Annotated in this window: 22 protein-coding genes and 1 pseudogene; 18 read left to right on the top strand and 5 right to left on the bottom strand. The window is 57.9% G+C overall.

The annotated features are described in order from the left end of the window. The first annotated feature begins 2 nt into the window (after window positions 1-2). The 7 genes from L8K08_RS30330 (at window position 3) to L8K08_RS01420 (ending at window position 7,499) form a co-directional block, all read left to right on the top strand. Window positions 3-1,097, top strand: a complete 1,095-nt coding sequence (locus tag L8K08_RS30330; RefSeq protein WP_242193851.1) for a glycosyltransferase family 4 protein — start codon at window positions 3-5, stop codon at window positions 1,095-1,097. Further along, a complete protein-coding gene (locus tag L8K08_RS01445) occupies window positions 1,087-2,193 on the top strand; it encodes a DUF1972 domain-containing protein (protein WP_242193849.1) in 1,107 nt (368 codons plus the stop codon). Before L8K08_RS30330 ends, L8K08_RS01445 begins: the two co-directional genes overlap by 11 nt. A 2-nt stretch (window positions 2,194-2,195) precedes the next feature. Further along, window positions 2,196-3,206 carry an SDR family oxidoreductase gene (locus L8K08_RS01440; protein ID WP_242193847.1) on the top strand — a complete coding sequence of 337 codons (1,011 nt, stop codon included), beginning with the start codon at window positions 2,196-2,198 and terminating at the stop codon, window positions 3,204-3,206. Next, window positions 3,199-4,311, top strand: coding sequence for an acyltransferase (locus L8K08_RS01435; protein WP_242193845.1), 1,113 nt, complete (start codon window positions 3,199-3,201; stop codon window positions 4,309-4,311). Before L8K08_RS01440 ends, L8K08_RS01435 begins: the two co-directional genes overlap by 8 nt. Before the next feature lie 20 nt (window positions 4,312-4,331). Next, window positions 4,332-4,892, top strand: a complete 561-nt coding sequence (locus tag L8K08_RS01430) for a sugar transferase (RefSeq protein ID WP_106576857.1) — start codon at window positions 4,332-4,334, stop codon at window positions 4,890-4,892. 118 nt (window positions 4,893-5,010) lie between these two features. Next, a complete protein-coding gene (locus tag L8K08_RS01425; protein WP_242193844.1) occupies window positions 5,011-7,008 on the top strand; it encodes a nucleoside-diphosphate sugar epimerase/dehydratase in 1,998 nt (665 codons plus the stop codon). A 158-nt stretch (window positions 7,009-7,166) separates the two neighbouring features. Continuing rightward, entirely contained in the window at window positions 7,167-7,499 is a 333-nt protein-coding gene (locus L8K08_RS01420; protein ID WP_106576856.1) for a ComEA family DNA-binding protein, read from the top strand. 27 nt (window positions 7,500-7,526) lie between these two features. Here L8K08_RS01420 and L8K08_RS01415 read toward each other — a convergent pair whose 3' ends face one another. Then, a complete protein-coding gene (locus tag L8K08_RS01415) occupies window positions 7,527-8,105 on the bottom strand; it encodes a TetR/AcrR family transcriptional regulator (protein WP_242193842.1) in 579 nt (192 codons plus the stop codon). Window positions 8,106-8,237: 132 nt separating this feature from the next. On the opposite strand from L8K08_RS01415, the gene L8K08_RS01410 reads away from it, so the two are divergent. Together L8K08_RS01410 and L8K08_RS01405 are read left to right on the top strand one after the other, a co-directional pair. Continuing rightward, on the top strand, window positions 8,238-8,882 hold the full coding sequence (locus L8K08_RS01410) for a GntR family transcriptional regulator (protein ID WP_242193839.1): 645 nt from the start codon (window positions 8,238-8,240) through the stop codon (window positions 8,880-8,882). Between the two features lie 14 nt (window positions 8,883-8,896). Beyond that, window positions 8,897-9,745, top strand: a complete 849-nt coding sequence (locus L8K08_RS01405; protein ID WP_242193836.1) for a DUF1989 domain-containing protein — start codon at window positions 8,897-8,899, stop codon at window positions 9,743-9,745. A gap of 8 nt (window positions 9,746-9,753) precedes the next feature. Here the strand turns inward: L8K08_RS01405 and L8K08_RS01400 are convergent, their stop codons facing one another. Both L8K08_RS01400 and eat read right to left on the bottom strand, forming a co-directional pair. After that, entirely contained in the window at window positions 9,754-9,921 is a 168-nt protein-coding gene (locus L8K08_RS01400; protein WP_083359476.1) for a DUF2897 family protein, read from the bottom strand. Between the two features lie 110 nt (window positions 9,922-10,031). Beyond that, on the bottom strand, window positions 10,032-11,396 hold the full coding sequence (gene eat, locus L8K08_RS01395) for an ethanolamine permease (protein WP_145163183.1): 1,365 nt from the start codon (window positions 11,394-11,396) through the stop codon (window positions 10,032-10,034). Window positions 11,397-11,790: 394 nt separating this feature from the next. Between eat and kdpF the strand changes: the two genes are divergently transcribed. The 6 genes from kdpF (at window position 11,791) to L8K08_RS01365 (ending at window position 19,771) form a co-directional block, all read left to right on the top strand. After that, a complete protein-coding gene (kdpF, locus tag L8K08_RS01390; protein WP_003218754.1) occupies window positions 11,791-11,880 on the top strand; it encodes a K(+)-transporting ATPase subunit F in 90 nt (29 codons plus the stop codon). Between the two features lie 9 nt (window positions 11,881-11,889). Continuing rightward, complete coding sequence (gene kdpA / locus L8K08_RS01385) at window positions 11,890-13,584, top strand: potassium-transporting ATPase subunit KdpA (RefSeq protein ID WP_145163185.1); 1,695 nt, start codon at window positions 11,890-11,892, stop codon at window positions 13,582-13,584. Window positions 13,585-13,592: 8 nt separating this feature from the next. After that, window positions 13,593-15,656 carry a potassium-transporting ATPase subunit KdpB gene (gene kdpB / locus L8K08_RS01380; RefSeq protein ID WP_242193833.1) on the top strand — a complete coding sequence of 688 codons (2,064 nt, stop codon included), beginning with the start codon at window positions 13,593-13,595 and terminating at the stop codon, window positions 15,654-15,656. A 64-nt stretch (window positions 15,657-15,720) separates the two neighbouring features. Next, window positions 15,721-16,266, top strand: coding sequence for a potassium-transporting ATPase subunit KdpC (kdpC, locus tag L8K08_RS01375; protein ID WP_242193831.1), 546 nt, complete (start codon window positions 15,721-15,723; stop codon window positions 16,264-16,266). A gap of 126 nt (window positions 16,267-16,392) precedes the next feature. Next, window positions 16,393-19,044 (top strand): sensor histidine kinase KdpD, encoded by a 2,652-nt coding sequence (locus L8K08_RS01370; protein ID WP_242193828.1) that lies wholly within the window; start codon window positions 16,393-16,395, stop codon window positions 19,042-19,044. 37 nt (window positions 19,045-19,081) lie between these two features. Beyond that, the gene (locus tag L8K08_RS01365; RefSeq protein ID WP_242193825.1) at window positions 19,082-19,771 is read left to right on the top strand and encodes a response regulator; all 690 of its coding nucleotides are present in this window, start codon (window positions 19,082-19,084) and stop codon (window positions 19,769-19,771) included. 122 nt (window positions 19,772-19,893) lie between these two features. On the opposite strand, the gene L8K08_RS01360 is transcribed toward L8K08_RS01365, so the two are convergent. Then, the gene (locus L8K08_RS01360) at window positions 19,894-20,931 is read right to left on the bottom strand and encodes a patatin-like phospholipase family protein (protein ID WP_242193823.1); all 1,038 of its coding nucleotides are present in this window, start codon (window positions 20,929-20,931) and stop codon (window positions 19,894-19,896) included. A gap of 215 nt (window positions 20,932-21,146) precedes the next feature. Here L8K08_RS01360 and L8K08_RS01355 point away from each other — a divergent pair, with 215 nt between their 5' ends. From L8K08_RS01355 to L8K08_RS01345, 3 genes are all read left to right on the top strand, one after another. Continuing rightward, window positions 21,147-21,425 (top strand): hypothetical protein, encoded by a 279-nt coding sequence (locus L8K08_RS01355; protein ID WP_010176194.1) that lies wholly within the window; start codon window positions 21,147-21,149, stop codon window positions 21,423-21,425. Window positions 21,426-21,468: 43 nt separating this feature from the next. After that, window positions 21,469-22,230 (top strand): CHAD domain-containing protein, encoded by a 762-nt coding sequence (locus L8K08_RS01350; protein ID WP_242193821.1) that lies wholly within the window; start codon window positions 21,469-21,471, stop codon window positions 22,228-22,230. 89 nt (window positions 22,231-22,319) lie between these two features. Continuing rightward, complete coding sequence (locus tag L8K08_RS01345) at window positions 22,320-23,117, top strand: acyl-CoA thioesterase domain-containing protein (protein WP_145163196.1); 798 nt, start codon at window positions 22,320-22,322, stop codon at window positions 23,115-23,117. A gap of 6 nt (window positions 23,118-23,123) precedes the next feature. Here L8K08_RS01345 and L8K08_RS01340 read toward each other — a convergent pair. Further along, window positions 23,124-23,372 (bottom strand): annotated as a pseudogene (locus L8K08_RS01340) (terminase); the annotation flags it as partial. Window positions 23,373-23,723 lie beyond the last annotated feature (351 nt).

Raw genomic sequence — 23,723 nt, 5'->3', positions numbered from 1 at the left:
CAGTGAAAAAAATTATATTTTTCCACTTGTTGAATGACTATAGCGGGAGCCCGAAGGTTCTTTTGCAGGTTATTGAGGCAGTGGCAAAGAAAGGCTTCGAGGCCGAATTGTATGTGGGAGGAGGCGCGGAAGGTGGTTTTCTCTCCTTAGCGCCATGCGTACAAAAGCGCTATTTTTATAAAAGATTTGAAAATAAGTATTTGACGCTGTTGAGTTATAGTCTTTCGCAGTTGATTCTGTTTATAAAATTATTACGCTATCGTCACGCCTCTGCGATTTTCTATGTCAATACGCTACTTCCCTTCGGCGCGGCGTTAGCAGGGAGAGTGCTCGGCATACAGGTTATTTATCATATTCATGAAACCTCAATCCGCCCTAAACCGCTGAAGCTGTTTTTGCGGTGGATGGTTGAAAGGTGCTCCAGCAGAAATATTTTCGTCTCGCGCTTTCTAGCCAAGGCTGAATGTTTTTCAAACATAGAAAGCCGTGTGATTTATAATTCGATTCCACAGGATATGGCGAGTAGTGGTGCGAGTCACGTATATCCCTACGCGTCGGATAATAAATTCTGTGTGCTGATGATCTGTTCCTTAAAGTCTTACAAAGGTGTGAATGAGTTCGTACGTATAGCTAATCTGTTAAACGATCAAAAGGATATTGAATTCAGTCTGGTGCTCGGTGCCAGCGATTCTGAAGTGGACGATTTTTTTTCGAGGGTCACATTGCCTGATAACTTGACTATTATTTCCCGGTGCAAGGATGTGATTCCTTATTATCAGAGGGCGAGTGTTTTACTGAGCCTTTCGAAGCCGCAGGAGTGGGTGGAAACGTTTGGCTTGACGATTCTCGAGGCGCTTTCCTTTGGCGTACCCTGTATTGTTCCTCCGGTAGGTGGACCTGTCGAACTGGTGTCGGAGGATAAGGAAGGTTATCTCATTGATTCAAATCGTGTGGAGGACATAGCCGCCAAACTGGCGTTTCTTCATAAAAATCCCGAGGTGTGCTTTCGCTTGTCTGAGGCTGCGAGAGTGAAGTCACTTAGTTTCTCAGTTGATAACTTTGAAAGTGACGTGATTGAGGTGTTTAATGGAGTTTAAGATAGCAGTGATCGGCACGGTCGGTCTCCCAGCCCAGTATGGTGGGTGGGAAACGTTATCGGAGCAATTGGTCACTTACCTGGATCGTGAATACGAGATCTCGGTCTATTGCAGCGCAACGTCATATCCAACGCGGCCTGCAAAGTATCGCAATGCCGATTTGATTTACCTTCCGTTAAAAGCTAACGGCGTGCAAAGTATTCCTTACGATATTGTCAGTATGTTACATGCCTACCGAAAGAATGATATTTTGGTGTTGCTGGGCGTTTCGGGTTGTATTGCGCTTCCTTTTTTAAAGCTGCTTACCAAGAAGAAGATTGTAGTCAATATTGACGGATACGAGTGGAAGCGCGCCAAGTGGTCGACCCTGGCGAAAAAATTCCTGAAATTTTCAGAAGCCATGGCAGTTAAATACGCCGATGCGATTGTTACCGATAATAAAGTGCTTCAGGACTATGTCCGCGATGAGTATTCACGTGAAAGTACTCTCATTGCCTACGGCGGCGATCAGGCGGCTACCAGTGCACTGGGAGAGGCGGACTTTGAGCATTATCCATTCCTTCGTAAGCCTTACGCATTCTCAGTCTGTAGGATCGAGCCGGAGAATAATATTCATATTATTCTCGAGGCCTTCAGTATGGGTTGCTTGCCGTTGGTGATTGTGGGGAACTGGAAACAAAGCGAATACGGCGTAGCGCTGCAGGATAAATACGCGAGCGTTGGACATCTTCACTTATTGGATCCTATCTACAAAAGTGAGGAACTGAGCCCGCTGCGCAGTAACGCGACCGTCTACATTCACGGTCATAGTGCGGGTGGCACCAACCCGTCTTTGGTTGAGGCCATGTGGCTGAGCTTGCCTGTGATTGCATTCGACGTGTCTTTCAATCGTGCGTCTACCGAGGACGGTGCAAAGTTTTTTTCGTCCAGCGAGGCACTGGTCGATTGCGCGTCACGTCTTTTTGCAAATGAAACCGAGCGCGCTGCGCTGGGCGTAAAAATGCATGAGATTGCGGTGCGTCGTTATCGTTGGGAAGGCGTCTCTTCTCAATACGACAAGTTATTTAAAACGCTTCTTTCATCTGAGAGGACTTAACAGTGTTGGATGAAATTAGCGTTGGTTCCGCTGCAGGCGCGCCCACAGTGCTTCTTACGGGCGGAACGGGTTTTGTAGGGCGCTCAGTGCTGGATGCGTTGGTTAAGGCTCAGTATCAAGTGGTGAATGTAACCCGCAAGACGGACACTTCGCCGCGCCCTGGCGTGCAGGATTTTGTTATTGAGTCGTTGACCGGGGACATTGACTGGACAGCGCCACTGTCGGATGTTGACGTAGTCATTCACTCTGCCGGTCGAGCGCACATCATGAACGAAACCCATAGCAATCCGTTGCTGGCGTTTCGGGAAGTTAATGTGAACGCGACGCTCAATCTGGCTCGGCAAGCAGCTGACGCCGGCGTGCAGAGATTCATTTATATAAGCTCGGTTAAAGTCAATGGTGAAGAAACCAGCGCTGGCCGTGCGTTTACGTCAAAGGATGCCCCTGCGCCGCTCGACGATTATGGAGTGTCCAAGCTGGAGGCAGAGCAAGCGCTTTTAGAGCTGGCGCGTCACACCTCAATGGATGTCGTCATCATTCGGCCTGTCCTGGTCTATGGGCCAGGCGTGAAAGCCAATTTTGAACGAATGCTTTCTGTCGTTAACAGGAAGCTGCCACTTCCTTTTCGCACGATTGATAACCGAAGAAGCCTCGTCTTCATTGATAATTTGGTCGATCTGATTTGCGTATGCATCAAACATCCTGCCGCGGCGAACCGTGTGTTCCTAGTAAGCGATGGTCACGATCTGTCTATTGGACAGATTCTGAAAAAGCTCGCCGTGGCGATGAACAAGCCATCCTATGTTTTTGCTTTTCCTTATGCGTTGTTGAATGTTGCAGCAGCGTTAGTGGGCAAGAAAGAGTTTTTGCAACGGTTGTGTGGTTCGCTTCAGGTCGATATCACGGACACGCGGGAATGTTTAGACTGGACACCTCCAGTCAGTATTGACGAGGCTTTTGCAATCACGGCTCGGCATTATCAAGAAAAACAGAGCGGACCGTCGCATGGGTAATTTGGCTGAGCTGCTTAAGTCCAGAGATAATAATTTCAATTTTATCCGGATGGTTGCGGCATTTTTCGTGTTGGTGTCACATTCGTTTCCGCTATCCCGAGGCGCTACCGAAGTTGAGCCGTTGATGGCTCAGCTCGGAATAACACTCGGCGGCTTGGGCGTATTCACTTTTTTTTGCATATCCGGATTTTTCATATCGCTGAGTTATGAGCGGTCCAAGACAAAGATTGATTTTGTCGTGGCCAGGTTTTTAAGGTTGTACCCTGCGCTGTTGGTGGTCCTGGTATTAAGTGCTTGGGTAATCGGTCCGTTGTTCACCGATTTTAGCTTGCATGATTATTTTTCTTCTAAAGAAGTACACAAATACATCACAGGAAATCTGAAGCTGAAGGATATTCACTTTCAGTTGCCAGGCTTGTTTCAGGACAATCCCTACCCCGGAATCAATGGTTCGTTATGGACGTTGTATTATGAGGTGCTGCTGTACGCGATGGTGTTCGCGCTCGGTGTTATCGGTTGTTTGACACATACTCGCCGGGTTTCGATATTTTTCGTGCTGTATTTTGTGTTTTATGCAGTATTTAACCTGTTGCAAAAAAATGAATACTTGATTGCAGGTTTTCAGTTTCGCACGTGGGTGCAGTGGAGCTTTGCGTTTGTTATTGGCATGGTATTTTATGCCTACCGAACCAAGGTTCAGCTGAGCGTCTGGATGTTAACCCTCAGCTGGTTGGCCGCGCTGTGTTCCTACAAGTCCCCTTTGTTCGTAGAAGTGTTCGTGATCGCATGGAGTTATTCCGTCTTTTTCGTTGCCTTCAACACCCAGTGGTTCGCACGCCAATACAATAAGCTCGGGGATTACTCTTACGGTCTGTACATATATGCTTTTCCTACCCAGGAGATCCTTGCGCACACGTGGAAAGGAATATCGCCTTTTGAAATGATTTTCGTGGCGCTTCCCGTTGCACTGGTTCCGGCTCTCCTGTCGTGGCATTTGATAGAACACCCTTGTATTCTGCGCAAAAAAGCGCTGGCGTCCTGGTTGTCCGTTTCAATCGCCAAATATTCAGGAAAGTTCGCTAAATATTCGTCTAAACGGTTGTGAATTGAAAGGTTGGTGGAAACATGAAGCGTTTTTTTGATCTAGTACTGAGCCTCTTTGCCTTGCTCATACTCTTGATCCCGATCTTGCTTGTTACGGTGGCGGTTAAATTGACGTCAAAAGGACCCGCACTGTATTGGTCTGACCGCGTAGGGGTGAACAACGTATTGTTCAGGATGCCAAAGTTTCGCTCGATGCGTATTGGTACGCCTGCTGTGGCCACGCATTTGCTGCTCGACCCGTCTAAATACTTGACGCCTATTGGCAACTTTCTAAGAAAGTCGAGCCTGGATGAATTGCCTCAGCTGTGGAGTATCATCGCAGGTGATATGAGTTTTGTAGGACCCAGACCCGCGCTTTTTAATCAGGCCGATCTGATTGAGCTGCGCACCGAGCAAGGCGTACACCTTATCCGTCCAGGTCTTACGGGATGGGCGCAGGTCAACGGCCGTGACGAGTTGCCCATACCGGTTAAGGTTGGCTATGATGCTTTTTACGCGAAAAACATGAGTGTTCTTTTCGACCTAAAAATCTTGTTTTTAACAGCCTTGAAGGTCATCAAACGTGATGGTGTTTCACATTAATACCGTAGCAGTGTTTGATTGGCCGATTCAGGTTGATTATACAAAGTATGTTTTTTGTTCTGCGTTGTAATGCGATCAAGAAATTTTTTTGATCTGACGCATAGGCGATAGGTGAATCATGATAAACCGGTTGCGTACGTGGCTATTGAAATTGCCTCGTCATCAAAAACGACTGATTCAAGTATTGGCGGACGTCATACTCGTATTTTTAGCACTGTGGATGGCGTTTTTAGTCCGTCTCGGAATCGACGAGATGATCAACCCGGTCAAAATGCACTTGTGGTTGTTCCTGGCGGCGCCGGTGGTTGCGATACCCCTGTTCATTCGCTTCGGTATGTACCGCGCTGTCATGCGTTATTTTGGCAACGATGCGTTGGTCGCAATTATCAAGGCCGTCAGCCTTTCTTCTTTAATCCTGGGTGTGGTCGTTTATTGGTATAGCAACCATCAGAACGTGGTGCCCCGGTCGATCATTTTCAACTATTGGTGGTTGAGTTTGATCATGGTCGGTGGCTTGCGTTTGACCATGCGTCAGTACTTTTTAGGCGATTGGTTTGCTGCTGCCCAACACGTCCCGTTTACCAGCCGTGACGATGGTCTTTCACGTGTTGCCATCTATGGCGCCGGTGCGGCGGGGAATCAGCTGGTGGCAGCGCTTCGTATGGGCCGAGTGATGCGCCCGGTTGCGTTCATTGACGATGACGCGTCTATTTCGGACCGTGTCATCTCGGGCCTCCAGGTCTATAAGCCCAAGCATATCCAGAGGATGATCGACGCTACGGGAGCACAGGAAATTCTCTTGGCAATCCCGTCCTCCAATCGCGGGCGGCGCCGGGAGATTCTCGGTTTTCTCGAAGGTTTTCCGCTACACGTTCGTAGCGTCCCGGGTTTTATGGACCTGGCCAGTGGACGGGTCAAGGTTGACGATATTCAAGAGGTCGATATTGCGGACTTGCTGGGACGTGATTCGGTGCCTGCGCAAGGCGATCTGCTTGAGCATTGCATCAAGGGGCAGAGTGTCCTGGTCACGGGGGCGGGTGGCTCGATCGGTTCAGAGCTCTGTCGGCAAATTCTGGAGCTTAAACCCAAAACCTTGCTCTTGTTTGAGCACAGCGAGTTCAATCTCTACAGTATTCTTTCAGAATTGGAACAGCGTATTACTCGTAAATCGTTACCGGTAAAACTGCTGCCTATCCTGGGTTCAGTGCGGGACCCGTCAAAGCTGCTGGATGTCATGAAGGCCTGGCGGGTAGATACCGTTTACCACGCTGCCGCCTATAAGCATGTACCCATTGTCGAGCACAACATCGCAGAGGGTGTGCTGAACAATGTTATCGGCACGCTGAACGCGGCGCAGGCGGCGGTTCAAGCGGGCGCATCGAATTTTGTGTTGATTTCCACCGACAAGGCCGTGCGTCCAACAAACGTGATGGGCAGCACCAAGCGTCTTGCCGAGTTGACCCTGCAGGCATTGAGCCGTGAACCTGCCCCCGTGCTGTTTGGGGACAAAACCAACGTGTCGCGGGTGAATAAAACCCGTTTTACGATGGTTCGATTTGGCAATGTATTAGGCTCCTCCGGTTCGGTGATCCCGCTGTTTCACAAGCAGATAAAGTCTGGTGGACCGCTGACGGTCACGCACCCGAAGATCACCCGCTACTTCATGACCATTCCTGAAGCGGCTCAGTTGGTCATTCAAGCGGGTTCCATGGGGCTTGGCGGAGATGTGTTCGTGCTGGACATGGGTGAGCCGGTCAAGATTGTCGAACTGGCTGAAAAAATGATCCATCTCTCAGGGCTGAGTGTGCGGTCCGACAAAAATCCTCACGGCGATATTGCCATTGAGTTTTCCGGTTTGCGCCCGGGCGAGAAGTTATATGAAGAGTTGCTTATCGGGGACAATGTTGTTGCAACACAACATCCGATGATCATGAGCGCTAACGAGGACTACTTGCCGTGGGAAGTGTTGAAGGTCAAGCTTTCTGAGCTACTGGCCGCAATTGATCAGGACGATTTCAGTCGGGTTCGCCAGTTGTTGCGCGACACCGTCAGCGGTTATACGCCGGATGGGGAAATTGTTGACTGGATATATCAGCAGCGTCGACTTGAACCATGAGTTTAAAAGTTACAAATCTACGAGTGAGTCGTTCTGCCGGAATAGAAAAACACACGCTGTAACCGACTCACTTTTGACTCCCTCCAAACATCACCTAAGTTAGAAAGGCAGCTTCGGAAAAGCTGCTTTTCTTCTACCGATGTCATGGAGCGTCACCTATGCAAAACACCTATATCTCTTCCCTGATCTTTGCCTTCCTCGCGAGTGTCTCCGTCGCCACCACCGCAGCCCCATCCGCCAAACCCGAAGCCCCTACGCCCATCGTCGCCCAGATGGCGAAAGTTGAAGAAACGACCAAGGTCAATCTCAACACCGCCGACGCCGAAGTCCTGCGCCGCGATCTGTTCGGCATTGGCGCCGCCAAGGCCAAGGCGATTGTCGCCTATCGCGACAGCAATGGGCCCTTCACTGCAGTAGACGAGTTGCTGGAAGTCAAAGGCATCGGTAAGGCATTGCTGGAGAAAAACCGCGACAGGCTGGCTATTAATTGAGTCTGTAAACGTTGCCCAAGAGGCCGGTCATTGACCGGCCTTTTCTTTGTCTGAGATATGATCTTTCAAGTTCTCGCGCACGACTTTCATGATCCGCGTTGCCAATGCCTGGCTCTCTACGCTCCTGGCCAGCACCAATGCCCCTACCAACGTCGACATCAGTACCAGGCTTCGTTCGTCGGCATTCGCGTGATCCAACGTTGATTCAACCTGCCTCAATCGCGCTTCAAGCACAGCATCCGTGGTCGGACTCTGCTGTCCCCTCTGGCCCAATTCCGAAGACATGGTCGGCAGCGGGCAGCCTTCAGCGGGAGAGGTCTGGTGCCAGTCAGACAGATAGTTGTCTATGAATGCATCCAGCGGCCGCTCCTGGCTGAACAGAGTTTCGCAATGTGCATCCAGTTCTGCAGCGGCAGCCTGCAGGGCCTTTTCCACCAGATCATCCTTGGATTTGAAATGCGCGTAAAAGCCACCGTGCGTCAGATTGAGTGCTTTCATCAGGGGCTGCAGGCCGGTCGCGCTGATGCCGTCGCGGCGAAAGCGCACTGAGGCGTCCTTGATGATGCGTTGATGGGTCTGGGCTTTATGGTCTGCTGAATAACGCATGGGCGGCCTCGTGGACGAGCGGGCATGTTAACGGAGTTAAGCTTTTTTACCCATCCACACATCGTTCAGCGGTACTGGCATGAAAAGTGATTACATCTGGCTCAGGGATTGTTCAACAATCGTGAGGTGATGATGACGCTCAGCTTGTCTCTGGCGGATCAGATTGCACTTGAACTGCGTGCCGACATCATTGGCGGGCGGCTGTTGCCCGGCATGGCGCTGGTCGAGGTGGACCTGGTCAAAATTTATAACGCATCGCGCAATACCATTCGCGAGGCCTTGCACCGTTTGGGGCAGGAAGGGCTTACCCGTTATGTGCGCAACAAAGGCGTGATGGTGCGGCGGCTGGAACGAGATGAAGTGCGTGACCTGTTCGTTGTACGCCGAACCCTCGAATTGCAGGCTATCGCCCAGAGCGGTGGGCTGACGGATGCTCAGTCCGAGCACATGCAAAACGCAATCGAAGCCACCTCCCTGGCCAGGGAGCGCGAGGACTGGCGCGCAGTGGCGACTCACAGCCTGACGTTCCACCAACGGATTGTCGGGCTGATGCGCAGCCCACTGTTTGATGAGTTTTTCGCCCAGGTCATAGCTCAACTGCGGCTGGTGTTTTGCGCGGCACCCGATGAGCAGCGTTTCCAGTCGCCCTGGCTGGAGCGCGACCAGGAGATCTATGCGTTGCTGACGTGCGGCAACAAAGCGGCTGCGCAGGAGGCGATGAGCCTGTACCTGGACGATTCCGAACGCCTTTCCCTGGCCTTGTTTGATCACCCCTGATGGAGGATTGCCCCATGTATAAAGACTATCCGGCCGCGTACCAGGTCAGTAAAGGTTCTGCGCTGCAGGTTGATACCGCGTTCTATGAGCGCATTCGTGATCGTGCGGACCAACGCACATTGATCGAGCAGTTCGACGTGCCGATTCGCACGGGCAAAGCGTGGAAGGTGCCGGCCGGGCATGTGTTCCGGGTTACCACGCCGGTTGGGCCACAAGTGGGTGACTTCAACGTGTGGAATGCCAACGATCCTCGCGAACGTCTTTGGGCCGCACGCACCCGCCAGTTACAAGGCGCACATGTCAGCACTCATGATCGACTGTGGTCGAACCTGCCGTTTCTGCGGCCGCTGGTGACCATCACCGATGACAGCCTGGCGAGTTATGGCATCGATGAGCATGGCGGGCGCCTGCACGACTTGCTTGGCACGCGCTGCGATCCGTATGTGAATCGCATGCTCACCGGCGAAGACTTTCATCACCATTGCCACTCAAACCTGACACGCGCAGTGCTGCCCCACGGTCTGACGGAATTCGACGTGCATGACGTGTTGAACATTTTCCAGTGCACCGGCCTCAATCACGATGACATGTACTTCATGAAAGCCTGCCCGGCGCAGAAGGGCGACTACCTGGAGTTTTTTGCCGAGATTGATTTGCTCTGCGCGCTGTCGACGTGCCCGGGCGGGGATTTGTCGCTGCCGATGTGGGGGCCTGACGCGCAGGATCCGTTGACGGTGTGTCGCCCTTTGGGTGTGGAGATTTATCGTCTGGAGGAGGAGTTGCTCAATGGCTGGAGCCAGCCCGAACGTGCGGCCTATAAAGGCCAGCACGGGTTGCATATCGCCAAGGCTGCGTGGGAGTAGCGCCAGGTTCAGCGGTCCTGGGCGTCCTTTGAGTCTGCCTGGGCGTTGCGCTCGGCCACGCGTTTGCGTTGTTCGTCGGTGAGTTCCACCTTGTTGGCGCTGTCACGCAGCATCAATAAACCACCGACGATCGAACCGATCGCGACCACTAAAATCAACCAGGCATACCACGGCATAGGGCTCTCCTTGAGGCAGCAAACCGTGGGGAAATTTCCCACGGTAATAGCTGCTTTGAGTCACGGGCTTTCTTAGTAGTTCATTGTAGGCCCGTTCTGCCCCAGTAGCCTCACAGCCCCGTCAACATCGCATCGGCCGGTGCGTCGGCGCGGTCCTGCGCGGTCAGTTGGAAGTACACAAACCCCACCACCATGAAGCCCAGGAAAATCAGCCCGATCAGCGCGTTGAACCAGGCCATGGCCACCAGGCAGACCACCGCCAGCACCAGCGCTATGCCGGGCACGATCGGATAGCCCGGCGCACGGAAGGTGCGCTCCAGCAGCGGCTCGGTCTTGCGCAGTTTGAACAGGCTGAGCATGCTCATGATGTACATCACGATGGCACCGAACACCGCCATGGTGATCATCGCGGCGGTCAGCGTCATGCCGCCCAGGTTGATCAGGCCGTCGCTGTAGATGGCGGCGATGCCGACCACACCGCCGGCAATGATTGCCCGGTGTGGTGTCTGAAAACGCGACAGTTTGGCGAGGAAAGAGGGCAGGTAGCCGGCGCGCGCGAGGGCGAAGAACTGGCGCGAGTAGCCGAGGATGATGCCGTGAAAACTCGCCACCAGGCCGAACAGACCGATCCACACCAACATGTGCAGCCAGCCGGAGCTGTCGCCCACCACGGTTTTCATCGCTTGCGGCAACGGGTCATTGATATTCGACAGCGTGCGCCAGTCGCCCACGCCGCCGGCAAAGAACATCACGCCCATGGCCAGCACCACCAGCGTCAGGATCCCGCTGATGTAGGCTTTTGGGATGGTGCGCTTGGGATCCTTCGCTTCCTCGGCAGCCATCGCTGCACCTTCGATGGCAAGGAAGAACCAGATGGCGAAAGGAATGGCCGCAAACATCCCGGCTATCGCCGGCGCGCCGAAGGTGTCGGACCCGGCCCAGCCATTGAGGGCGAAGTTGCTGAAGCTGAACGCCGGCGCTACCACGCCCATGAACACCAACAGTTCGGCGACGGCGAGCACGCACACCACCAGCTCGAAGGTGGCCGCGAGTTTCACCCCGAGAATATTCAGGCCCATGAAGACGATATAGGCACCGACGGCCGCGTGTTTGGGGTCGAGTGCCGGAAACTGCACATTCAGATAAGCGCCGATGGCCAAGGCTATCGCAGGCGGGGCAAAGACAAATTCGATCAATGTTGCCAGGCCGGCGATCAGGCCGCCTTTCTCACCAAAGGCGCGACGGCTGTAGGCAAATGGGCCACCCGCGTGAGGAATCGCCGTCGTCAGTTCGGTGAAGCTGAATATAAAGCAGGTGTACATGGCGGCGACCATCAGCGAGGTCACCAGAAAGCCCAGCGTGCCTGCGACGCCCCAGCCGTAGCTCCAGCCGAAGTACTCGCCGGAAATCACCAAGCCGACGGCAATGCCCCACAGATGCAGGGTGCCCAAGGTGGGTTTGAGTTGTGTGTTCATCGTGTTGCGCTCCCTGAACGGTTTGGAATATTTCAGGGTGTTGCAGCGGCCATGCCAGTGCGCCATTCATTGTCGTAAAGACGCCGAACTGTCGTCGAGGAGACGGTTTGGCGTTTGAAATCTTGTGTCATTGCACCAGTTGAGTGCAGGGGCGTTTGAGCTGCCGTCATCGCGGGCAAGCCCGGCTCCCACAGGGGATTGCGGTTTCCTGTGGGAGCCGGGCTTGCCCGCGATGACGGCCCCAACAGCCACCACCGACCTCTGTAAGCCCCGCATAAATCCACTCTTTACGCCGTCTTTACGCCCGGCCCCCAGCGTCGCTCTCGTTCCTTTACGCCACTCCTGCGGACAATTGCCTCACACGCGGCAATCGCCGCAAAACGGAGAGACTTCCATGAGCGTTCTGGACGGGGTGTCACTGCTATTGGCCGTGGCGCTGTTCATTTATCTGCTGGTTGCGCTGTTACGCGCGGATCGGAACTAGGAGCAGGCTATGCACAGTTATGACTATTGGCTGATCATCGCCTTCTTTGCCGTGGTGCTGGTGCCGGCACCGTTCCTGGGAAGGTTCTATTACAAGGTGATGGAAGGCCAGCGCACCTGGCTCACGCCGGTGCTCGGCCCGGTTGAGCGCGCGTGTTATCGCCTGTCTGGCGTGGACGAACACCAGGAACAGAGCTGGCAGAAGTACACGCTGGCGCTATTGGCGTTCAATCTGGCCGGTTTCGTGTTGCTGTTCGCTGTGCTGTTGTTTCAGGAGTATCTGCCACTCAACCCGCAGAAATTGCCAGGTCAGGAATGGACGCTGGCCTTCAACACCGCGGTCAGTTTCATGACCAACACCAACTGGCAGAACTACAGCGGTGAAGCCTCCCTGAGCTACCTCAGCCAGATGATCGGCCTCACCGTGCAGAACTTCGTCAGCGCCGCCACCGGCCTGGCTGTGCTGGTCGCGCTGTGCCGTGGTATCGGGCGTAAGTCCACCAAGACCCTGGGCAACTTCTGGGTCGATATGACCCGCGCTACCCTCTACGGCTTGCTGCCATTGTGCCTGGTGTTCGCGCTGTTCCTGGTGTGGCAGGGCGTGCCGCAAACCTTCGCGCACTACGTGAATGCCGTGACGATGCAGGGCGTGGACCAGGTGATCCCACTCGGCCCGGCAGCCAGCCAGATTGCGATCAAGCAACTGGGCACCAATGGTGGCGGCTTCTTTGGCGTCAACTCGGCGCACCCGTTTGAGGACCCCACGGCCTGGGCCAACCTGTTCGAGCTGTCGGCAATCATCCTGATCCCGGTGGCGTTGGTGTTCACCTTCGGTCACTACGTGAAAGACCTGCGTCAGAGCCGCGCGATTCTCGGCTGCATGCTGGCGCTGTTCCTGATCGGCGGCGCGACGTCGCTGTGGGCCGAGTACCAACCCAACCCGACCCTGAACAACCCGGCCGTTGAGCAAACCGCACCGCTGGAAGGCAAAGAAGCGCGCTTCGGCACCACCGGCACGGTGTTGTGGTCGGTCACCACCACGGCGGCGTCCAACGGTTCGGTCAACGGCATGCACGACAGCCTCAACCCGCTGAGCGGCATGGTGGCGCTGGTCAACATGATGGTCGGTGAAGTGATCTTCGGCGGCGTCGGCGCCGGTATGTACGGCATGTTGCTCAACGTGTTGATCGCGGTGTTCCTCGCCGGCTTGATGATCGGCCGCACCCCGGAATACCTGGGCAAGAAGCTTCAGGCCAAGGAAGTGCAATTGCTGGTGGTGACCTTGCTGGTGATGCCGGTGGGCACGCTGGTACTGGGCGCCATTGCCGCCAGCCTGCCAGGCCCGGCAGGTGCCATCAGCAACCCTGGGCCGCACGGTTTCAGCCAGTTGTTGTACGCCTACACCTCGGCCAGTGCCAACAACGGTTCGGCGTTCGGCGGCTTCAGTGGCAACACCGCGTTCCACAACCTGATGTTGGGCCTGGGCATGTTGATCGGCCGCTTCGGCTACATCCTCCCGGTACTGGCTCTGGCTGGCAGCCTGGCAATGAAAAAGACCGCTCCGATTGGCCAGAACAGCTTCCCCACGCATGGCCCGCTGTTCGTGACCCTGTTGACCGTGACCATTTTGCTGGTGGGCGGCCTGACTTTCCTGCCGACACTGGCACTGGGCCCAATCGCTGAACACCTGAGCATGGGCTTCTAAGAGGGGATATGAAAATGAATATGCCTGCAAAAAACGCCGCCCCTGTGACAACTCAGGAGTCGCCAAAAACCGCCATCTCTGCGCTATGGCGCCCGGCGCTGGGCCAGGCGTTCGTCAAGCTGGACCCGCGCCAGCTGCAACGTTCGCCGGTGATGCTGGTGGTCGAACTGACCGCCATCCTCACCACCGTGTTGTGCTTCGTGCCCGACACCGCCGTGCCGACGTTCGTCGCCGTGCAGATCGCCGTGTGGCTGTGGTTCACCGTGCTGTTCGCCAACTTCGCCGAAGCCTTGGCCGAAGGTCGCGGCAAGGCCCGCGCCGACAGCCTCAAGGCTGGCAGTGAAGGCCTCAGCGCACGCCGCAAGGAGGCTGACGGCAGCTTCAAGGTCGTGCCGGCCACCAGCCTGCGCAAAGGCGACGTCGTGCGCGTCGCCGCCGGAGAAATGATCCCCGGTGACGGCGAGGTCATCGAAGGCATCGCGGCGGTCAATGAAGCGGCGATCACCGGCGAATCCGCGCCAGTGATCCGCGAGTCCGGCGGCGACCGTTCGGCCGTCACCGGCAACACGCGGCTGGTGTCGGACTGGTTGCTGATCCGCATCACCGTCAACCCGGGCGAGTCCACGCTGGACCGCATGATCGCCCTGGTGGAAGGCGCCAAACGCCAGAAAACCCCCAACGAAGTCGCGCTGGATATCCTGCTGATCGGCCTGACCCTGATCTTCCTGCTGGTGGTGGTCACCCTGCAGCCGTTCGCGCACTTCGCCAATGGCAGCTTGCCGCTGGTGTTCCTGGTCGCACTGTTGGTGACGCTGATTCCTACGACCATCGGCGGCTTGTTGTCGGCCATCGGTATCGCCGGCATGGACCGTCTGGTGCGCCTCAATGTGATCGCCAAATCCGGGCGCGCGGTGGAAGCGGCGGGTGACGTGCATGTGTTGCTGCTGGATAAAACCGGCACCATTACCTTTGGTAACCGTCGCTGCGCGGCGGTGATCGCCGCGCCTGGCGTCAGTGGCCGGGATTTGGCCGAGGGTGTGCTGCTCGCATCGCTGGCAGACGACACCGCAGAGGGCAAATCCATCGTCGAATACCTGCGCGCCTTGCACCCGCAGGCTGAGCCGACCCTGGACCAACTGACCTCGGTGCCCTTCAGTGCGGAAACGCGTTTGTCCGGTGTCGATTACGAAGGCCGTGTGTTCCGCAAGGGCGCGGTGGATTCGCTGCTGGCGTTTATCGGCCAACAACGTCGCGACCTGCAACCGGCACTGTCGCGGGAAATCGACAAGATCGCCCAGAGCGGCGGCACACCCTTGCTGGTGTGCGCCGACGGCAAATTGCTCGGTGCGATCCACCTCAAGGACGTGGTCAAGCCTGGCATCCGCGAACGTTTTGCCGAGCTGCGCAAACTGGGGATTCGCACCGTGATGGTGACGGGCGATAACCCGCTGACCGCTGCGGCGATTGCTGCCGAAGCCGGCGTGGACGATGTGCTGGCCGAAGCCACGCCGGAGAAAAAACTCGCGCGCATTCGCCACGAACAGAATGACGGTCGTCTGGTTGCCATGTGTGGCGACGGTGCCAACGACGCCCCGGCACTGGCCCAGGCCGACGTCGGCATGGCGATGAATGACGGTACCCAGGCGGCTCGCGAAGCGGCCAACATGGTCGACCTCGACAGCGACCCGACCAAGCTGCTGGACGTGGTGCAGATCGGCAAGGAGTTGCTGGTGACCCGCGGCGCGCTGACCACGTTTTCCATCGCCAACGACGTGGCCAAGTACTTCGCAATCCTGCCGGCACTGTTCGCCTCGATCTACCCGCAATTGGGCGTGCTCAACGTGATGCACTTGCAGAGCCCGCAGAGCGCGATTCTCTCGGCCATTGTGTTTAACGCGTTGATCATTGTGGTGCTGATCCCGCTGGCGCTGCGCGGTGTGCGCGTGCAGGCGGCGAGCGCGGCGGCGTTGCTGCGTCGCAACCTGCTGATCTACGGGCTGGGCGGGATTGTGGTGCCGTTCGTGGGCATCAAGGCGATCGACATGCTGCTGACCGCGCTGCACCTGGTTTGACCCGATTCCTGGGGGCGCCACGTCGGCGCCCACAGGCTGCAATGACTCTCGTGAGGAATCTGAAATGTCCACCATGATCCGCCCGGCCTTGAGCCTGCTGGTACTCATGACCCTGATCACCGGCGTCGCTTACCCATTGGTGGTGACCGGTGTCGCGCAAGTCGCTTTTCCTGACCAGGCCAACGGCAGTCTGGTGCACGATGCCGACGGCAGAGTGCGCGGTTCCAGCCTGATCGCCCAGGATTTTACCGGCGATCAGTGGTTCCATCCGCGCCCGTCGGCCGGCGCATTTGCGACGGTTTCCAGCAGCGCGAGTAACCTGGGCCCAAGCAACCCGGCGTTGGCCACGCGGGTTTTCGATGATGCCAATAAACAACTGGTGCCAGGCCAGGGGCCGGTGCCGTTGGCCTCGCTGACTACCTCTGGCAGCGGTCTTGATCCACACTTGCCTCCACCGGCGATTGCCTATCAACTGGCGCGGGTGGCAGCCGCACGAAATGTGCCGGTGGCAACCCTGCAGCGCTTGCTGGATGAGCACATCGAAAGCCCGCTGGTGGGCCCGCCGGTGGTGAACGTGTTGGCGCTGAACATGGCGCTGGAAAAGTTGTAAGTCGTGGTGCCGCCATCGCGGGCAAGCCCGGCTCCCACAGGGGAATGCACTCCAACTGTGGAAGCGAGCTTGCCCGCGATGGCGGCCTGAAGGACTCCAAATAAACACCTGAAGGAACCGCAACGCATGAGCGACTCCGGCCGCGCCGACGCCCTGTTAGCCGATCTGCCCCGGGACGGCCGTGGCCGGCTCAAAGTCTTTCTCGGCGCCGCGCCGGGCGTGGGCAAGACCTACGCCATGCTCCAGGCCGCCCACACCCAGCTGCGCCAGGGCGTGCGGCTGATCGCCGGGGTGGTCGAAACCCACGGCCGCGCCGAGACCGAGGCCTTGCTCAGCGGCTTGCCGCAGCAACCGTTGGTGCGCACCGAATACCGCGGCGTGATGCTCGAAGAAATGGACCTGGACGGCCTGCTCGCCGCCAAGCCCAAGCTGGTGCTGGTCGACGAACTGGCCCACAGCAACGCCCCCGGCAGCCGGCATGAAAAACGCTGGCAGGACATTCAGGAACTGCTCGCCGCCGGCATCAATGTGTTCACTACGGTCAACGTCCAGCACCTGGAAAGCCTCAACGATCAAGTGCGCGGGGTCACCGGCGTGCAAGTGCGCGAAACCCTGCCGGACTGGGTGCTGCAAGAGGCAGACGAGTTGCTGCTGATCGACCTGCCATCGCGCGAGCTGCTGGAGCGTCTGCGCGACGGCAAGGTGTACGTGCCGGAGCAGGCCCGTGCGGCCATCGACGCGTTTTTCACCCAGACCAACCTGATGGCCCTGCGCGAACTGGCGATGCAGACCGCCGCCGCTCACGTCGATGACGACCTGGCCCAGGGCTATCGGCAACTGGGCCAGGCTGCGCCGGCGGTGCGCGGCCGCTTGCTGGTGGGCGTGGATGGCGATGCGCAGGCCGAACGCCTGGTGCGTCATGCCAGCCGCGTCGCTCAACGCCGACATTTGCCCTGGAGCCTGGTGCATATCGACAACGGCCGTGCGCGCGATGAGCAAGCGCGCCTGCGCCTGCAAAACGCCCAGCAACTGGCCGAGCGCCTTGGCGGCGAAGTGGTGTTGCTGCGCGCGGGCGAGGTGGCGAAGACGCTGATCCAGCATGCTGCCGAACGCCGCGCGAGCCTGCTGCTGGTCGGGCAGTCGCGCATGCGTTGGCGGCGTCGGTTGTTCGGCGGTGGGCTGGCGGCGCGCTTGCTGCGCAATGCGCGCGGTCTGGAAATCAACGTCCTCGACAGCGACGACATGCCCGCACCGCCGCGACTGCCGGATGTGCGCGGGTTGGTGTGGTTCGATTATGGCCTGGCAGTCGTCGCGACGATCGTGGCGGCGGCGCTGGCCTGGGCGGTGGCCAGCGTGTTGCCGCTGCCGAATATCTCGCTGGTGTTTCTCGCGGCGGTATTGCTGGTGGGCGTGCGCAGCAGCCTGGGGCCGTCGCTGGTGTGTGCGGCGCTGTCGTTTCTGACCTACGATTTTCTGTTTATTCCGCCGAATTTCTCCTTCGCCATCCAGCGCGAAGAGGACGTGTTGACGCTGCTGTTCTTTCTGCTGATGGCGGCGTTGACCGGCAACCTGGCCGCGCGCCAGCGTCGGCAGCTGCAGGCCTTGCGCGATACTCAGGAAGAGACCAGCGAACTGCTCGACCTGTCGCGCAAACTCACCGCCGCCACCGATCGCCAGGCGGTAATCAGTGCGGCGGCCCATCATCTGGAAGGCTGGAGCGATCTGGAGCTTTGCCTGGTCAATCGGGACGCGCATGGCGATTGGCAGGTCGAGACCGGTTCCCCGCTGAACCTCACAGAAGCCGAACGCGCCGCCGCCGATTGGGCCTGGCAGCACGATCAACCGGCCGGCATGGGCACCGGCACGTTGCCGTTCGGGCGTTGGTGGTGGTGGCCGCTGTCGGGCGAGGAGGGGCCGCTGGGTTTGCTTGGCGTGAGCCCCAAACCGGGCCTGGAACTGAGCGGGCAGCGTCGTCGCCTGCTCACCGCATTGAGCCAGCCGCTGGCACAGGCCTTGGCTCGGGCGCAATTGGCGCAGGAACTTGAATCCGCGCGCTTGCATGGCGAAACCGAGCAACTGCGCAGCGCCTTGCTTGCCTCTGTGTCCCACGACTTGCGTACGCCGTTGACGTCGATGCGCGGCAGCATCGACAGCCTGTTGGCGCTCGGCGAGGCGATTCCTCTGGAGGATCGCCGCGAATTGCTCGAGGGCACCCGCGATGAAGCCGAGCGCCTGGACCGCTATATCCAGAACTTGCTGGACATGACGCGCCTGGGCCACGGTGCGCTGAAACTGGCGCGTGATTGGGTTTCGCCCGGCGATATCGTCGGCAGCGCCCTTGGCCGTTTGCGCGCGGTGCTGGCGCCGCTGCAGGTCAAGACTGACGTGCCGGCCGAGTTGCCGTTGCTGTATGTGCACGCCGCCTTGATCGAACAGGCGCTGGTCAACGTGCTGGAAAACGCCGCGCGTTTCTCACCCGCCCAAGGCCGTTTGGAGGTGAGCGCGGGCGTGGCGGATGACCAATTGTTTTTTGCGGTGGCCGATGAAGGGCCGGGGATTCCCGGAGACGAGCGCGCGAAGATTTTCGATATGTTCTACACCGCCGCCCGCGGTGATCGCGGCGGGCAGGGCACGGGCCTGGGCCTGGCGATTTGCCAGGGCATGGTTGGCGCACACGGTGGGCGTATCAGCGTCGCCGAGGGCATTGAAGGGCGGGGCACGTGCATCACCTTGTTCCTGCCGTTGCCGACTCAGCCTGGCCTGGAACGCGAGGCTTGAGCTACCCTCTTTTTTCCACGGATTTTGATTGGACACCATGAGCCAGACCGCGACGATTTTAGTCATTGATGACGAACCGCAGATTCGCAAATTCCTGCGCATCAGCCTGGCCTCCCAGGGCTACAAGGTGATCGAGGCCGGCACCGGTAACGAGGGCCTGGCCCAAGCGGCATTGAGCAAACCGGATTTGCTGGTGCTCGACCTCGGCCTGCCCGACATGGACGGCCAACACGTGCTGCGCGAGTTTCGCGAGTGGTCGACGGTGCCGGTGCTGGTGCTGTCGGTGCGCGCCAGTGAAGTGCAGAAGGTCGAGGCCCTGGATGGCGGCGCGAATGATTACGTGACCAAGCCTTTTGGCATCCAGGAATTTCTCGCCCGCGTGCGCGCATTACTGCGCCAGGCCCCGGCGGGGGAGGCTCAGGAAGCGGCCTTGAGTTTTGGCCCGCTGACGGTGGACCTGGCCTATCGCCGCGTGCTGCTGGACGGTGCCGAGGTGGCGCTGACCCGCAAGGAGTACGCGGTACTGGCGCAACTGGCGCGGCATCCGGGGCGGGTAATCACCCAGCAACAACTGCTCAAGGATATCTGGGGGCCGACCCACACTGAAGACAGTCACTACCTGCGCATTGTGGTGGGGCATTTGCGGCAGAAGTTGGCGGATGACCCGACTCAGCCGAGGTTTATCGTGACCGAGGCGGGGGTGGGGTATCGATTGTTGAATGCCTGAGTTTGGCGGCGCCCGCGCAGGCCTCATCGCAGGCAAGCCAGCTCCCACCATTGAATGTGTTCACAGATCAGAATGTGGGAGCGGGCTTGCCCGCGATAGGGCCATCAGCCACAGCACACATTTCAACCCTGCTCACTCTCATATTTGTCCAACGTATCCCTGGCAATTTCCCGCCCCAAAGCGATCAACTCCGGCGCTTTGTAAAACTCGAAAAACCGGCACACGCGCTTTGGCACGTTGATCAGCACATCCGGCGGGTAACCGGCGATCTTGTACTGCGCCAGCGATGTCTGCATCACCTCGAAACTCTGGTTGATCAGGTCCAGCAGGGACGCCGGGCCGACGTTGTCGATGATGAACGAACCGGTCGCCGACTTTGGCGCCCCGGCTTTCTCCGGCGCCGCCGCGGGTTGCTGGGCTTCTGGTTCGGCCGATTCCAGCCATGGGTTGATCTCAGCTGTCTGAGCGTGCAAAGCCTCCTGCTCAAGCTTCATTAACTGTTCAGCTTGTTTGCGGCGAAACGGCAGGTGTGAACCCAACGACTTGGCCAAGCTGTTGAAGCGACTCTTGAACGCTGGCGGACGCTGGATCACGGGCAGTTGGTAATGTTTTTGGTTGGTGGCGTTGAGGTTGACCGCGATGATCAAGTCGCAGTGGCTCGACACCACCGGCACGATCGGCAGCGGGTTGAGCAGGCCGCCGTCCACCAGCATACGGTTGCCCTGCATCACGGGCGTGAACAGGCTTGGAATCGCCGCGGAGGCGCGCATGGCCTGGTGCAGGCAACCTTCCTGAAACCAGATTTCCTGCTGGTTGGTCAGGTCGGTCGCGACGGCGGTGTAGGGGATGCGCAGTTCTTCGATGTTGATCTCGCCGACGATCTTGCGGATCTGGCCGAAGACTTTTTCGCCACGAATCGCACCCAGGCGAAAGCTTACGTCGACCAGGCGCAGTACATCGAGGTAGTCGAGGCTTTCGATCCAGTTGCGGTACTCGTCAAGCTTGCCCGCCGCATAGATCCCACCCACCACGGCGCCCATGGAGCAACCGGCGATACAGGCAATGTCGTAGCCGCGCCGTTCGATCTCCTCGATCACGCCGATATGGGCATAACCGCGGGCTCCACCGGAGCCCAGCACCAAGGCAACACGTTTCTTCATGGTCCATGTCCTTCACAAAGCAGGTGCCCACAATGCACCCATTGAGGGGCAAGCTTCAATCTTCGCCGGGGGCTGTAATATTTTTCCAGGATCAGCGCAGTGCTCGGGTATGCTCTGACGATAGGCGCTCTGATTTCAGGCTGCGAACAAGGCACTTTTCCTTGTAGGCAACGTCTACACCCTACGACTGTTTTTCTTTATTTGAGGTGTCATCGATGAAAGCCTGGATGTGTGTGCCTGTGATTGTGTTGGCCCTGGCCGGCTGTGCCGGGAAAACCGCATACCGCGACAGCTGTGGCACGCAACTGGATGCCGCGTGGCACGAGCTGGACCTGGCCAAGGCTGAAGGTTTTGCCGGCACCGTGAGCTACTCCAAGGCATTGTCCTTGTTGACTGGCGCCAAGACCCAGCAGCAATTCGAAGCGTTTGAAGGCTGCTCCAACAAGGCCGAAAAGGCGCGGTTCTATATTCGTGAGTCGCGCGCCGGACGTTAATTTCTAGCGCCAAACAGGATTTTCATCGTCAAGGGAGGAAGGCATGTCAGCTTTGGTCGATCAGTTAGTCGCTCAGGTCATTGGCCTGGAAGTAGGGTTACTGAGCTGCCAGGCTCGCCTCGCCGCCGTCACCGACGATGAAGCCCTGCATGACCTGCGCACCACCGTGCGGCGCCTGCGCAGTTTGTTGCGCCCGTTGCGCGGATTGCCGGGAGTCGAACAACTCGAATTGGCCGCCAGCACAGTCGGCCAAATGACTACGCCGCTACGCGACCGTGAGGTCCTGGCGGCGTATCTGCATCAGCACGGCTATCACCAGGCCGCTGAACGGCGCCTGCGCCTGCAACCCGACGCCTATCGCCAGGTGGCGCAGAGCCCGGAAGTGGCGCACCTGTTGCAAATTCTCGATGCGTTCCCACGCTTTATCCGGGCTTCGCAGCATCAGAAACTGCTCAAGGGCCTACGCCCGCGCATCGAGAAGCGCTTGGGCAAGCAATGGCACAAACTCGGTGATGCCCTCAAAGACCCAACCCATGATCGCCATCGCCTGCGGTTGCTGATCAAGCGTGTGCGCTACGCCGCCGAGGCCTACCCCGAACTGGACAAACTGCCTGCCAAAGCCATGTCGCGCCTCAAACAAGCCCAAGGCGCTCTGGGCGATTGGCACGACTGCTGGCAGTGGCTGGCGCAGGCCGGGCACCAAGCGGATTTGCAACCGTGCGTGTCGGTGTGGCATCGCACCATGAGCAAGGCAGAAGGCCAGGCGGATCGGGTGCTGGACAAACTCAGCGCGGATTGTTTCTAGGCCGGTCCGGTTTTTGGCCGGAATGGGCGCTGTACCTCACCGGCTCGATGGTTAAGATCCCTCATCGGTTTTCTTGATGTGAGGTCGCCATGCGCTTTAGTGATTTGCTCGACGCAGCCCGTAACAACCCGTTGGACGTGACCATCCCCGCCGAATGGGCTCAGGGCCGCGCGACCTTTGGTGGCCTGGTTGCCGCGTTGCAGTACGAAGCCCTGCGCGCCCAAGTGCCGGCAGATCGACCCCTGCGATCTTTGGCCATCACCTTTGTCGGCCCCGTTGCGCCGGATGTGCCGGCCAGTTATCAAGTCGAAGTGTTGCGCGAAGGCAAGGCCGTCAGCCAGTTGCTTGGCCGCGTGGTGCAAAACGGTGAAGTGGCGACGCTGGTGCAGGCCAGCTTTGGCGCGCCGCGTGAGTCAGTGATTGAAGTCGCAAGCGAGGCGCCGCCTAGGTTCAAGCACTGGGATGAATGCCAGGAACTGCCCTACATCAAGGGCGTGACACCGGAGTTCATGCGCCACTTGGCGATGCGCTGGAGCGTCGGTGGGTTGCCGTTCACCGGCAATAAATCGCGCGACATGGGCGGTTGGGTGCGCCTGCGCGGGGACGTGAAGGAGGAGCCGTTGACCGAGGCGCATATCCTCGCATTGGTCGATGCCTGGCCCCCGGCCTTGCTTCCGCACCTGACCCAACCGGCGCCGGGCAGCACGCTGACCTGGACCATTGAATTTATCCAGCCGCTGCAAGACCTGACCACCCTCGACTGGTGCCAGTACTACGTCAACATCGAACACGCCCGCGACGGCTACGGCCATGCCGCGGCCGCGCTCTGGAGCCCGGCCGGCGAGTTGATCGCCATCAGCCGCCAGACCGTGGTGGTCTTCGCCTGAACCTCAGAACCGCTGGCTGCCTTGCGCTTCCAGTTTGCGACCGTGGCGCTGAAGCGCCACGCCTGCCAACACGCCGATCACGCCGACGGCAAAACTGGCCAGGCTCAGGCTGAACACGCCGAATGCCATCAGCAGAAAACCGATGATCAGCAGCGGCACCGCAATTAACTGCAGCCCCAGGTTGGTCGGGTGCTGATGGGTTTGTGGGTGAGTGCGCCATTGCCAGGCGGGAAAGTTGGGGTGACGTTTGCCCATGATGATGAATCCTCTGTCCGTTGAAGTAGCTTGGACAGAGTTTATGTAGGGGAGGGCGGGGTGGCGAATTGGGGCTGGCTATCGGCCTCATAGCTTTGATGTTGGTGTCACCCTTTAATAACAGGCGGAATCAGGGGAATTTATGTAGACGGAGGCCCCGCAGAGAGACGGATATCACGGCTTGAATTCAATTAACGACTCCTCAGACTCAGCGTTCACGCGAAAAAACCTCATACTTTCATATTGTTATTTTCAACGTGTCGAATGTGGGGGATATCCTTTATGGTGATGTCACTAAGTCCCCCATAGCTAAGATCAATGCGACACGTGTTGAAACCTTCGAGGTTCCAT

This window comes from Pseudomonas sp. TREG-RG-20F-10-E-6-01 (assembly GCF_022662455.1).
Classification (GTDB): Bacteria; Pseudomonadota; Gammaproteobacteria; order Pseudomonadales; family Pseudomonadaceae; genus Aquipseudomonas.
The sequence above is the reverse complement of the archived record's forward strand: the minus strand, read 5'-3'. Positions and strand labels throughout refer to the sequence as shown.